Source organism: Pseudomonas sp. PvP100 (genome assembly GCF_017833055.1).
Classification (GTDB): Bacteria; Pseudomonadota; Gammaproteobacteria; order Pseudomonadales; family Pseudomonadaceae; genus Aquipseudomonas; species Aquipseudomonas syringae.
In genome coordinates this window covers 1,168,100-1,180,352 of sequence record NZ_JAFIBO010000001.1, presented here as the reverse complement: position 1 = coordinate 1,180,352, position 12,253 = coordinate 1,168,100, and the positions used below count along the sequence as shown (strand labels likewise).

Sequence of the window (12,253 nt, the reverse complement as noted above, 5' to 3'; positions counted from 1 at the left end):
AGGCGGCCGACGGGCATCAATCGCGCTGGCCCGACCTTGGCTCCGTGTCGGCTCGCGCATCCGCCGAGGCCTTGACGCGGGTCCAGGCCGGCAATGTGCCGGTCGCGTTTTCCGACGCCACATTCACCCGGTTGCGACCCTGCGATTTGGCGGCATACAACGCGCGGTCAGCAAGCTCGATCAGGCCTCGCTGATCGAGCTGACGATCCGTGCCGACGAATGTCGCGACACCCAGGCTGATCGTCACGATGCCAAACGGGCTGGCAGGATGTTCGATCTGCTCGTCACGGATTGCCTGAAGGATCTTCTCGGCCACCTGGCGAGCGTTCGACTCATCAGTACCGGGCAACACCACCGCGATCTCTTCACCACCATAGCGGGCGGCGACGTCACTGGGACGGCGAATGAACTGCTCGACCACTCGAGCCAGCGCAATCAGGCATTCATCACCGGCCAGATGACCGTAATGATCGTTGTAGCGTTTGAAATGATCGGCATCGATCAGAATCAACGACAGCAGACTGCGCTCGCGTCTGGCGCGTTTGAATTCGACTTCCAGAAACTGATCGAAACGTCTGCGATTGGCCAGCCCGGTCAGTTTGTCTTCAGAGGCGATCAACTCCAGGTGCTGGTTCAGCTGGATCAGGGCTGCCTGGGAATCGAGCAGCTGGTCTTCTGCACGTATGCGGCTGTGGATATGCCCGATCAGACGAACGCCGAGTCCGATCACCAGGCCGAGCAGCACCAGCATGACCAGAATGGACTGCCTGGTCTGGCCCAGCCAGTCGAGCATGGCTTCTTTCTGACCCAGCGCAACCACGGTGACGATCGGGTAGACATCACTGCGTTTGAACGCATAAAAACGCGGAACACCGTCAATCCTGGAAACGAACTGAGCGGTGCCGGACACTTGGCCGCGTTTCGACGTAAAAATGGGCGTCGATGACAGATCGCGACCGATTTCCTGCTCCAGATGGGGATAGCGTACCCGCAGCTGTCCGGTCGTCGACGTCAGACTGATGATGCCGGTTCGGCCAACCTTGATATCCGAATAGAACTTCAACAGATGATCGACGCCGATGGTCACAACCATCAGTCCGGCAAAACTCGCATCGGGATTATTGATGCGTCTGCTGACCGATATGACCCATTCGCCGGAGGCGCGGCTGCGAATCGTCGGGCCGATGTAAGGGGCTTTGTCAGGCATCTGCAAGTGGTGCTGAAAGAACTGGCGCTGCCCACTGTTGATGCCTATGACTTTGGGATTGCTCGAGAAGATGCAAATCCCGTCGGCGTTGTACAGCGACACGGTATCGATCTGCGGCAACGCGCCCATTTCACGCGCAATGACCCACCTCAGACGCTCGATCTGTTCAGGCCCGGCGCCGTCCTTTTCGACACGCTCCGTCAGGCCGATCAGCATCAGCTCGCTTTGCTTGAAAATGCCATCCGTGTAGGTACTCAGCGCTCCAGCCAGATTGATCGTGCTGGTCTGGATGTTTTCCAGAGTGTTGCGGCGTGCGGTCCATGCTTGCCAGGCCATCAACATCACCACGCAGGCGCACACTACGAAGATCAGCCATGACGCAAGCCGAAGGTCGCGTTTCAAAACTTGCCTCCACAACAGGTGAGAACCAGTGCATCTGGTTTTTCTGAAAACCGGACCTGATTGCTCAGGGGCCATCGACAATCCTTTCGCTATCAAATGCCATTGTCGGCAAGTGCTCGGCCATACCTGGAAGGCCTGGCATCGATAAAAGCATGCCAGCGAGTGGCATCATAATGCCACGTGCAACTGTATATGGGTTGATCGGGGTTGAACATACGGACACAGGCGCACACTGGATCACAGTGGCGCCTGATTTTATGACGGGCTGTAAATGCGACTGGCTTACAGGGGCAAGGCGGGTTATCGACAGTGGCCTGAGGTCAAGCCGTCTCGGCGACAGGCGTGCGTTGCGCAGCGGCTTCCAGCTCGCGTACCAGAGGCAACACGTGCTGACCGAAATAGGCGACTTCTTCCTGGAAATGCAGGAACGCTGAAAGGACCAGGTCTACGCCAACGGACTTGAGCTCCACGATGCGCTCGGCAATCTGTCGGGGTGTGCCGATCAGGTTGGTCTTGAAGCCGTCGTTGTACTGCACCAGATCCTGAAAGGTGGATTTGGCCCAGTTGCCCTCGCCTTCCGGACTCGACTGGCCAGCCTGTTTCGCGGCATCACCAAAGGCGTTGACGGCTTCCGGGTCAGCCTTGTCGACGATTTCGGCCAGCACGGCACGCGCCTCCTCTTCGGTATCCCTGGCAATGATGAAAGCGTTCACGCCGATCTTCACCGAATGCCCGTTCGCGGCTGCCTTGGCTCGAATGTCATCGACCTGCGCCTTGATACCTTCGACAGTATTGCCGTTGGTGAAATACCAGTCCGACACCCGCGCCGCCATATCACGTGCAGCCCGAGAGCTGCCGCCCTGAAAGATCTCCGGGTGAGGACGCTGGATCGGCTTGGGTTTGAGGGTGTAATCGTGGAAGCGATAGAAATCACCCTTGAAGGTGAAGTTGTCGGTAGTCCAGATCCCCTTGAGCGCGCGAATGAACTCCTCGGAGCGCCGATAACGTTCGTCATGCTCCAGCCAGGGCTCACCGATGGCCTGAAACTCGCCCTTGAACCAGCCGCTGACGATATTGACTGCCACGCGCCCGGCCGTGAGCTGGTCAATGGTCGCCAGTTGTTTGGCGGCTACCGACGGAGTCCATGGCCCGGGCAATATCGCGGCGATGACCTTGAGCTTTTCGGTCGCAGCCAACAGTGCGTGGCTGAAAGCTACGGATTCATGCTGGAATTCGGCACCATAGCCGGCGGTAAAGCGGATTTGCGTCAGCGCATAGTCGAAACCGGACTGCTCGGCGATCTGCGCCAGTTTGCGGTTGTAGTCGATGGTCCAACTGGTGCGCTGTTCGATCTTGCTGACTACCAGCCCACCACTGACGTTGGGGACCCAGTACGCAAATTTTATGGACGATTGGCTCATACGGTACTCCTCTGGCTGCAAGCTTCCCGAGCGCATTAAGCACAAGGGCCTGCACATCCACAGAGCAGCAACCATGCCATCCAATAAAAGACAGACAGATCAAGGTGTTGCAACAGCTGGCGTGCAGCGTCAACTGTCCGTGCCACGCCAGGCTGTGGAACGACTGTTGCCTGAGCAACAGTTCCACGGGATATTTGGCCTGGCGCAGGATGTGATTTGTTGAAAACAAGCCGACGAGAGGCAGCTCTTCCGGCTATCCAGAATCGCGTTGCAGTAGTAAATTTTGGATCCAACGAACCCGCATTCATCCGCAGGAGCACCGATGAAATTGCATGCCTTTTTTCTGGCCCTGATGATCCCTGCCCTGTCGGCGCATGCTGAAGGCAAAAGCATATCCATCCCCCATGATCGAACCGGTCAGCACGCACTGGTAGAGAAAAGCGGCAACGCAAAGGAGCGGGTGGTGATCACGCGGCGTGAAGGGATGCTTGGGGTGATCTACTCCAAGCGGGTCTATAACTGCGCCAACCACACGGTGAACCTGGTCGGCACCGGTTCCACACTGGAAATCATGGAGCAGGCAAAGGCCGTGAGTGGCATGGGTCCGGTGATTCGCGACTCCACGGCTGAGTACATTGAATCCGAAGCCTGCAGTTGATCCCGAGCTGATCGGGCCTGCCCCGGCTGAATCCGCAACATCCGAAAGCGCCTCCTTTGAGGCGCTTTTTTCGTTTCTGCTGTTGCGTTTTGCAGCGAAAAACAGCGCCGCAAAAAACACTTGCACCGAAAGTATTACGGTATACCATCAGACAACAATAACTCATCACGCCGGTGCAGGCGCCAGGATTTAAGCGAGGTAAGTGTCATGAAGTTTTCGTTGTTCGTGCACATGGAACGCTGGGATGAAAGTGTCAGTCATCGCCAGCTTTTCGAGGACCTGACCGAGCTGACGCTGATGGCCGAGCAAGGTGGTTTCAGCACGGTCTGGATAGGCGAACACCACGCGATGGAATACACCATCTCGCCAAGCCCGATGCCGCTGCTGGCGTATCTGGCGGCCAGGACCACACGTATTCATCTGGGCGCCGGTACCATCATTGCGCCGTTCTGGCATCCATTGCGGGTCGCGGGTGAATGCGCGCTGCTGGACGTGATCAGCAACGGGCGCATGGAAGTCGGCTTGGCACGCGGTGCCTATCAGGTGGAGTTCGACCGCATGGCCGGTGGCATGCCAGCCTCCGAGGGCGGCAAGGCGTTGCGTGAAATGGTCCCTGTGGTACGTGCGCTATGGCAGGGTGATTACGCTCACGATGGCGATATCTGGAAATTCCCGACCTCGACTTCTGTGCCCAAGCCGATCAACACGCCGCCGATGTGGATCGCTGCGCGCGATCCCGACTCGCACAATTTCGCCGTGCAGAACGGCTGCAACGTGATGGTCACCCCGTTAATGAAGGGTGACGAAGAAGTTGTCGACCTGAAGAACAAGTTCGACGCCGCGCTGGCCAATAACCCTGACGTGCCCCGTCCGCAATTAATGGTGCTGCGCCATACGCATGTGCATGCCGCAGATGATCCCGAAGGCTGGAAAGTGGGTGCCACCGCCATCGCGAAGTTCTACCGTACCTTTGACGCGTGGTTTGGCAATAAACAGACCCCGGTCAATGGTTTTCTGGCCCCTAGCCCGGAAGAGAAATTCAAGGAGCGTCCGGAGTTCGAGCTGGAGAACATCCGCAAAAACACCATGATCGGTACCCCTGAGGAGATCATTCCGCGCATTCGTCACTATCAGGAGTTGGGTGTCGACGAGTTCAGCTTCTGGTGCGATAACAGCCTGCCGCACGCCGAGAAGAAAAAGTCGCTCGAGCTGTTCATCAAGCATGTGGTGCCGGTGTTTCGTTGAGTGTTGAGATTGCCTGAGAGGCCCAGGAAAATGCTGCTCAGACCATAATATTGATCCTCCACACGCTCTGCACTCATCGTTATGCGCAAGTCCTGGAGGCTCCAAATAAAAGGCTTCCAGGCTTCTGCCCGAAGGGCGTAGGGGCGAACTTGTTCGCGAAAGCGCGAGTGTAATCGGCAAAAATACGTCGATTGAGAAGCCTTCTTCGCGAACAAGTTCGCTCCTACGGCCTTCGGCCAGAATCAAAAATCACATTGCGACTCTCGTTCCCACGCGTGGTAATGCCTTTCGTGACGCTCTGCGTCACACAGTAGTTCTGTGATATCAGGTAGGTTAGGGTCCGGCTCAGATCACCTTTTCGCCCCTCGGCGACCTACTTTGATGGGGCCAAAGTAGGCAAAGCCCGCAGCTCCGTTTCCGGCCCGACTTCGTCGGGTTCCTTCGCCCTGCCACTTATCCGGGGGTCGCCGCAACGGGCCATCCATGGTCCGGTGCGGCTAGCCTGGCGTCCTGCCAGGCTACCCCCGGATCAGCGCCAGGACTCAGCCGTCACTTACGTCGCACTCTGCGTCGTCTGTGCCATCGCGGTCGACAAGCCCGTTATGGCGTCAGTCAGTACATCGCGTTTCGAAAGCACGTTATGGCGTCAGTAACCCGACCCTGAACCCGAACCCGGAATCCACGATGTCCCGGCCAGAGGCACGCGGGCCATGGCTGCTGATTCGACGGTCAGTGCCACCAGGTCTTCGGGGTCGAGGTTGTGCAGGTGTGATTTACCGCATGCGCGGGCCATGGTCTGGGCTTCGAGGACGAGTACGCGCAGGTAGTTGGCCAGGCGCCGGCCGCCTTCGACCGGGTCGAGGCGTTTGGACAGTTCCGGGTCCTGGGTGGTGATGCCCGCCGGGTCGCGGCCGTTTTGCCAGTCGTCGTAGTAACCCGCTGCCGAGCCGATCTTTTTCAGTTCTTCGTCGAGCCGCGGATGGTTGTCACCCAGTGCTATCAGTGCCGCCGTGCCGATCGCCACTGCGTCGGCACCCAGCGCCATGGCCTTGGCCACGTCGGCTCCGTTGCGGATGCCGCCAGAGACGATCAACTGCACCTTGCGATGCATGCCCATTTCCTGCAGCGCCTGCACGGCCTGCGGGATGGCAGGCAGAATCGGAATGCCGACGTGTTCGATGAACACTTCCTGAGTCGCCGCCGTACCGCCCTGCATGCCGTCGAGGACGATCACGTCGGCGCCGGCTTTTACGGCCAGTTTCACGTCGTAGTAGGGACGGCTGGCACCGATCTTCACGTAGATCGGCTTTTCCCAGTCGGTGATCTCGCGAATCTCGGCAATCTTGATCGCCAGATCGTCCGGGCCGGTCCAGTCCGGGTGACGGCAGGCAGAACGCTGATCGACACCGACCGGCAAGGTACGCATACCGGCCACCCGTTCGGTGACTTTCATGCCCAGCAGCATGCCACCGCCGCCCGGCTTGGCGCCCTGCCCCAACACGATCTCGATGGCATCGGCCTTGCGCAAGTCGTCCGGGTTCATGCCATAACGCGATGGCAGGTACTGATAGACCAGATGCTGCGACTGACCACGCTCTTCCGGGGTCATGCCACCGTCGCCGGTGGTGGTGCTGGTCCCCGCGATGGTCGCGCCACGGCCCAGTGCTTCCTTGGCGTTGGCCGACAACGCGCCGAAGCTCATGCCGGCAATGGTTATCGGGATTTTCAGGTACAACGGCTTCTTGGCAAAGCGATTGCCGAGCACCACGTCGGTGCCGCACTTCTCGCGGTAACCTTCCAGCGGGTAGCGCGACACGCTGGCACCGAGCAGCAACAGGTCGTCGAAGTGCGGCAGCTTGCGCTTGGTGCCGCCACCGCGAATGTCGTAGATGCCGGTTTCCGCAGCACGCTGGATTTCCTGAATGGTCAAGCGATCGAAGGTGGCCGACTCGCGCAGGACTGGAGCAGGTTTGTGGCTGATAGGGTCGCTCATGGTAATGCTCCTGGATCAGTACGCGGAGGCGTTATCGACTTTGAAGTTGTACAGCTGACGGGCCGAGCCGTAGCGTTTGAAATCCGCTGCCTTCTCATTGAAGCCCGCACGATTGAGCAACTCCTGCAACTCCTGCAGATGCTCTTCACGCATCTCCTTGGCGATGCAGTCGGAGCCCAGTGACTCGACCTTGCCTTTGACGTAGATCCGCGTTTCATACAGCGAGTCGCCCAGCGCATCACCGGCGTCGCCGCAGACCACCAGCCGACCGGCCTGGCCCATGAAGCAGCTCATGTGGCCGATGCTGCCGCCGACCACGATGTCGATGCCTTTCATGGAAATCCCGCAACGCGCCCCGGCATCGCCTTCAATTACCAGCAAGCCGCCATGTGCCGTTGCGCCGGCCGCCTGCGAGGCACTGCCCTTGACCCGCACAGCGCCGGACATCATGTTTTCCGCGCAGCCGACACCGACGTTGCCGTGCACAGTGATCGACGCTTTCTGGTTCATCCCCGCGCAGTAGTAACCCGCATGGCCCTGGATATCGATGGAGATGGCTTCGTTGACGCCGACCGCCAGGTTGTGTGCGCCATCGGGATGCGTGACCAGCCATTCGCGGTCCTGTACTTCCTTGACCTGATCGTGCAGGGCCTGATTGAGATCACGCACGGTGGCGCTGGAAAGATCGACGGTTTTCATGGACGTGCTCCCTCGGCTGGCTCGCGTTCCCAGATGTACATGGTGGCCGGGACCGGTTCCCAGACCCTGGCGCTTTCAATCCCCGGCAGGCTGGACAGCGCCTGGTATTCCGAGGCCATGGCGACGTAGTCATCGGTTTCCGCAAGGATTGCCGGCTTGCAGGCGATCGGGTCGCGAATCACCGCAAAGCCATTGCGTGTGCCGATGGCGAAAGTAAAGAAGCCATCGAGGTCTTCGAGCGACTTGTCGAGTGCCTGTTTCAGGCTGTCGCCCTGTTGCAGACGCCAGGCCAGGTACCCCGCCGCCACTTCGGTGTCGTTATCGGTCTCGAAATGAATACCCTCGCGGCGCAGGTTCTGGCGCAGACGAAAGTGATTGGACAGTGAGCCGTTGTGCACCAGGCACAGGTCGGAGCCCGTGGAGAACGGGTGACTGCCTTCCATGGTCACGGCGCTTTCGGTGGCCATGCGCGTGTGGCCGATGATGTGGCTGCCTTTCATGGACGCCAGACCGAAACGTTCGGAAATCTCCCGCGGCAGGCCCATGCCCTTGAGGATCTCGATGCTCTGCCCGGCACTCATGATGCGCACGCTCGGTGCCAGCTCCGCCAGCGCGGCACGCACCGGGGCTTCTTCTGCCTGAATCTTCAAGACCACAGCGCTGGCGTTCTGAAACCAGTCCAGCGGTGCGCTCAACCTGTCTTGCAGCGCCGCAATCAGCGCCGTGAAATCATACTGTTCGGTGGTGGCCTGCAAGGTCAGCTTGACCCAGCCCTGCGATACTTCATCGCCATAGATGGCGAACCCGGCACTGTCCGGTCCGCGGTCGGTCATGGCTTCGAGCATCGGCTCGAACAACTTGCCGAGTTGCGACTCCAGCGCCGGGTTTTTCAGATACAAACCAACGATTCCGCACATACGCCTCACCTTGTTCGGGAGCGGCAAGCTTTTAGCTGCAAGCTGCAAGCTAAAAACCAACCGCGTAGACAGAGAAATCAAACACGCCGCAATCCGCTTCTTCTTGCAGCTTGCCGCTTGAAACTTGCAGCTGCTCTCTGAAACTTGCCGCTAGAAAAACTCGATATAGCGCTTCACTTCCCAGTCGCTCACGTGGCGGCTGTATTCCACCCATTCCATGCGCTTGAGGCGGATGAATTCATCGACAATCTCGCTGCCCAGCACTTCGCCAAACAACGGATCGGCCTGCAATGCATCGCAGGCTTCGTTGAGCGACTGCGGCAGGGTCTTGATGCCCCGTGCGGCAATCTCTTCGAGGCTCAATGTGTAGAGGTTCTCGTTGCAGACGTGATCGATTTCCAGTTGCCGGTCGATACCGTCGAGCCCTGCGGCAATGATCGCGGCGCTGACCAGATACGGATTGCAACCGGCGTCGGGCAGGCGAAACTCCAGGCGGCCGTAAGGCACGCGTACCATCGCCGAGCGGTTGTTGGCACCGAAGGCAATAAACGCCGGAGCCCAAGTGGCGCCCGAGAGTGAATTGCCGACCACCAGGCGTTTGTAGGAGTTGACCGTGGGTGCGGCAAAGGCGCACAGCGCAGGCCCGTGAGCCAGCAGGCCCGCAGCGAAGTGATAGGCCAGCTTCGACAACCCCATGCCGCTCGGATCGCTGGCATCGTGGAACAGGTTCTTGTTGCTGGCACTGGCGATCGACAGGTGAAAGTGCATGCCATTGCCGGCACGTTTGGGATCAGGCTTGGGCATGAACGAGCAGATCATGCCCATGTCATTGGCGATCTCTCCCGCGGCCATGCGGAAGAAGGTGAAACGGTCAGCCGATTCCATGGCCTCGCTGTAGGTGTAATTGATCTCGAACTGGCCGTTGGCGTCTTCGTGATCGATCTGATAGATGTCGAAACCCACCGGCTGCAATGCTTCGGTCAGGCGCTCGAGAAACTCGCGAGAACGCGACAGCCCCTTGTAGTCGTAGCAGGGCTTGTCGAGGTTATCGCTGGCATCGACCATCTGCAGGCTGCCGGTGACATCGCGCTTGAACAGACTGAACTCGGGCTCCAGGCCGGTATTGAGGGTCCAGCCACGCTGGCCGAGGCGTTCGACCTGCTGCTGCAACACGTAACGACTGTCATAGGGCCAGGGTTTGCCATCCACATGGCCGATGCACACCACCCGTCCATAGCCCGGCTGCCATGGCACCGGGGTCAGCGACGACAGATCGCCCCTGGCCATGAAATCCGGCCCGTGGGGCTCCATGCCCATCCCGCAAATCGCGAAACCGGCAAACCCGGCACCGTCCTCTGCAACCATTTCCAGACCTGTCACAGGAACCGATTTGGTCTTGGCCGAACCATGAATGTCGACGAACTGAGCCAGTACGTACTTGATGCCGTGCTGTTCGATCAGGCGCTGTGTTTCGGGTGGCAACATGGGACGTGTCTCCTGGCAAAAGCAAAACGTTTCAGGGAAGGGCCGCTGTTCACTGCCCCTCGGCGTATATTCCGAACAGGAAAGTTACTTTCCCTTTAGGAATGCAAAGCGCTTGCCAGTTCGGTATGTCAGTCAAACGAAGCGACTCAGGAGGGGTAATTCCGCTGTTTATATGGGAAACTCGTTTTCCCTCTGGGAATAATCTGCACACCGGCCACACCACGGCCTGTCGAAACGCACATTCCCAGTGCGAAATAAAAATTATTGAACGGAAACTGTGCAAAGCCGATGAACATGCCGACCGAACCACATCCGAAATTGAAGCTCGAGCAGTACCTGGGCATCCAGATCAAGCGACAGCGCCAGGCTCAGGAATTGAAACTCGCCGACGTGGCGCGCATCGCCGGTATCAGCCAGGGCATGCTGAGCAAGATCGAGAACGCGCAGGTCTCGACTAGCCTCGACAACCTCAGCCGCCTGTGCGACGTGCTGGGCATGCCCATGTCCAAACTGTTCAGCCAGTATGACCAGCAAGGCAGCAGCGCCCTGCTGGTGAAGGCCGATGAAGGACTCGAAGTGGTGAGGCGCGGCACCGAGAAAGGCCACACCTATCACCTGCTCAACCATACCCGTGGGCCGAAGAAGAGTTTCGAGGCGTACATGGTGACGATGGACGATGCCAGCGAAGAGTTTCCGACCTTCTCACACCCAGGCACGGAGTTTTTGCACCTGCTGGAAGGCGAACTGATCTACCGCCACGGTAACCAGTTGTATCCGATGCAGGCCGGTGACAGCCTGACCTTCGACGGCGACATCCCCCATGGCCCCGAGCAACTGGTGCAGGTGCCGATCAAGCTGCTGTCGATCATGAATTACGGGGCGCACGGAGATTGACGCCAGGCGAGACGCGGTACGCCAGCAGGCGCACCGCTATTGCGGGGACTAGAAGTATTTCAGCCAGCTGATATCGCGACGACGAGCCTTGAGCGCGGCGAACCAGCGCACCGCCGGGAACAGCAGTACGGCCAGTACCACCGAGGTCAGCCAGACGCCCCACATGTGGTCGAAACCGAAGTACGTGCCCTGATTGGTGCCCCAGATCGCCAGGGCAATCAGGTACAGAATTTTCAGCACGTAAAGGTGCAGCAGGTAGAAAAACATCGGCGCCGAACCGAGCACCACCAGCGGCCTTAACCAGCTTTTCTCCTGACTGCGTTCGAAGGCGATGAGGATCAGCAGACCAATTCCCAGCGTCAGGCAGATGAACAGCAGCGAGGGCGGGTATTTGGTGATATTGAAGAAGCTCATGAGCGTCTGTATACCGCTGTCGCCGACGCTCCACGGCTTTTCACCGTAGCCGTTGATCAGGCGCAGAACCACGAAGCCCAGCAACGCCCCTGCCCCACACTTCCAAAGATTCGCACGGCGTTTCGCCGCATCGTAGCTGCTTGAGAACCAGGGGCCTGCGGCGTAGCCCAGTGCGATAATGCCGATCCACGGCAACAACGGATACGAGGTGCGCAAGCGCAGGCTATCGGAAGCCTCGATCCAGCCACGGTCGTGCAGGATCGCCCACGGCACGTGCATGGCCGACTCGACACCGAAATGCACCGTGTCCAGCAGGTTATGCCCGGCAATGATCACCACACCGATGACCACCAGCGCCCAGCGCGGCAGAAACACCATCAACGACAGCGCGACCATGCTCAGGCCGATGGCCCAGATCACTTGCAGGTAGATGATGGTCGGCGGGAACTGGAAGGTCCAGGCAAAGCTCACCAGCGTGAACTCCAGCGCAATCAGAAACAGACCGCGCTTGAGCAGGAACGCCGCAACGTCGGTTTTGCCCTGGTGTTTCTCGCCATAGAGGAACGCCGAAAGCCCGGTCAGCAGGACGAACAGTGGCGCACACAAATGCGCCAGCGTCCGGCTGAAAAACAGCTCGGGCGCGGTGGTTGTGACGTCCATCGGGTCGATGACCTGGTGGTGCATGAAGAACGTTTCGCGGACATGGTCCAGCAACATGAAAAGAATGATCAGCCCGCGCAGAGCATCGATCGAGCGCAGTCGTGATGCGGGTGCCCGGTTTGAGTGAACAGCTGTTGTCATGAAAAGTCCAAGGTCCGTGATGGGGGGCTAATGGCTTGTAGCTGCAAGCTGCAAGCTGCAAGCTGCAAGTGGAAAGCTTCAAGCTTTTAGCCTCTAGTTTGCAGCTTATAACTTGCC

The 12,253-nt window shown here is 59.0% G+C and carries 10 protein-coding genes; 3 read left to right on the top strand and 7 right to left on the bottom strand.

Going from position 1 to position 12,253, the window contains the following annotated elements; translation table 11 throughout:
* Positions 1–16 precede the first annotated feature (16 nt).
* Positions 17–1,609, bottom strand: a complete 1,593-nt coding sequence (locus tag JOE39_RS05215) for a sensor domain-containing diguanylate cyclase (protein ID WP_004404095.1) — start codon at positions 1,607–1,609, stop codon at positions 17–19.
* 320 nt (positions 1,610–1,929) lie between these two features.
* Entirely contained in the window at positions 1,930–3,030 is a 1,101-nt protein-coding gene (sfnG, locus tag JOE39_RS05210) for a dimethylsulfone monooxygenase SfnG (RefSeq protein ID WP_003423982.1), read from the bottom strand.
* Positions 3,031–3,352: 322 nt separating this feature from the next.
* On the opposite strand from sfnG, the gene JOE39_RS05205 reads away from it, so the two are divergent.
* A complete protein-coding gene (locus tag JOE39_RS05205) occupies positions 3,353–3,688 on the top strand; it encodes a hypothetical protein (protein ID WP_010410534.1) in 336 nt (111 codons plus the stop codon).
* Positions 3,689–3,895: 207 nt separating this feature from the next.
* Positions 3,896–4,933, top strand: a complete 1,038-nt coding sequence (locus tag JOE39_RS05200; RefSeq protein ID WP_024682958.1) for an LLM class flavin-dependent oxidoreductase — start codon at positions 3,896–3,898, stop codon at positions 4,931–4,933.
* A gap of 646 nt (positions 4,934–5,579) precedes the next feature.
* Here JOE39_RS05200 and JOE39_RS05195 read toward each other — a convergent pair.
* From JOE39_RS05195 to glnT, 4 genes are all read right to left on the bottom strand, one after another.
* Positions 5,580–6,926 (bottom strand): FMN-binding glutamate synthase family protein, encoded by a 1,347-nt coding sequence (locus JOE39_RS05195; protein WP_103688044.1) that lies wholly within the window; start codon positions 6,924–6,926, stop codon positions 5,580–5,582.
* 15 nt (positions 6,927–6,941) lie between these two features.
* The gene (locus JOE39_RS05190) at positions 6,942–7,625 is read right to left on the bottom strand and encodes a glutamate synthase subunit alpha (protein ID WP_003423976.1); all 684 of its coding nucleotides are present in this window, start codon (positions 7,623–7,625) and stop codon (positions 6,942–6,944) included.
* The gene (locus tag JOE39_RS05185; RefSeq protein WP_210077738.1) at positions 7,622–8,542 is read right to left on the bottom strand and encodes a glutamine amidotransferase family protein; all 921 of its coding nucleotides are present in this window, start codon (positions 8,540–8,542) and stop codon (positions 7,622–7,624) included. The genes JOE39_RS05190 and JOE39_RS05185 overlap by 4 nt, the downstream gene beginning before the upstream one ends.
* Positions 8,543–8,692: 150 nt before the next feature.
* The gene (glnT, locus tag JOE39_RS05180; protein WP_010410509.1) at positions 8,693–10,027 is read right to left on the bottom strand and encodes a type III glutamate--ammonia ligase; all 1,335 of its coding nucleotides are present in this window, start codon (positions 10,025–10,027) and stop codon (positions 8,693–8,695) included.
* Positions 10,028–10,315: 288 nt separating this feature from the next.
* Between glnT and JOE39_RS05175 the strand changes: the two genes are divergently transcribed.
* On the top strand, positions 10,316–10,921 hold the full coding sequence (locus tag JOE39_RS05175) for a helix-turn-helix domain-containing protein (protein ID WP_003348330.1): 606 nt from the start codon (positions 10,316–10,318) through the stop codon (positions 10,919–10,921).
* Positions 10,922–10,969: 48 nt separating this feature from the next.
* Here JOE39_RS05175 and JOE39_RS05170 read toward each other — a convergent pair whose 3' ends face one another.
* Entirely contained in the window at positions 10,970–12,136 is a 1,167-nt protein-coding gene (locus JOE39_RS05170; protein ID WP_096116730.1) for a DUF1624 domain-containing protein, read from the bottom strand.
* Positions 12,137–12,253: the final 117 nt, after the last annotated feature.

Bases quoted from the DNA above. Each gene is read 5' to 3' on its own strand.
- sfnG (WP_003423982.1), bottom strand. From the start codon at position 3,030: ATGAGCCAATCGTCCATAAAATTTGCGTACTGGGTCCCCAACGTCAGT.
- JOE39_RS05205 (WP_010410534.1), top strand. From the start codon at position 3,353: ATGAAATTGCATGCCTTTTTTCTGGCCCTGATGATCCCTGCCCTGTCG.
- JOE39_RS05200 (WP_024682958.1), top strand. From the start codon at position 3,896: ATGAAGTTTTCGTTGTTCGTGCACATGGAACGCTGGGATGAAAGTGTC.
- JOE39_RS05195 (WP_103688044.1), bottom strand. From the start codon at position 6,926: ATGAGCGACCCTATCAGCCACAAACCTGCTCCAGTCCTGCGCGAGTCG.
- JOE39_RS05190 (WP_003423976.1), bottom strand. From the start codon at position 7,625: ATGAAAACCGTCGATCTTTCCAGCGCCACCGTGCGTGATCTCAATCAG.
- JOE39_RS05185 (WP_210077738.1), bottom strand. From the start codon at position 8,542: ATGTGCGGAATCGTTGGTTTGTATCTGAAAAACCCGGCGCTGGAGTCG.
- glnT (WP_010410509.1), bottom strand. From the start codon at position 10,027: ATGTTGCCACCCGAAACACAGCGCCTGATCGAACAGCACGGCATCAAG.
- JOE39_RS05175 (WP_003348330.1), top strand. From the start codon at position 10,316: ATGAACATGCCGACCGAACCACATCCGAAATTGAAGCTCGAGCAGTAC.
- JOE39_RS05170 (WP_096116730.1), bottom strand. From the start codon at position 12,136: ATGACAACAGCTGTTCACTCAAACCGGGCACCCGCATCACGACTGCGC.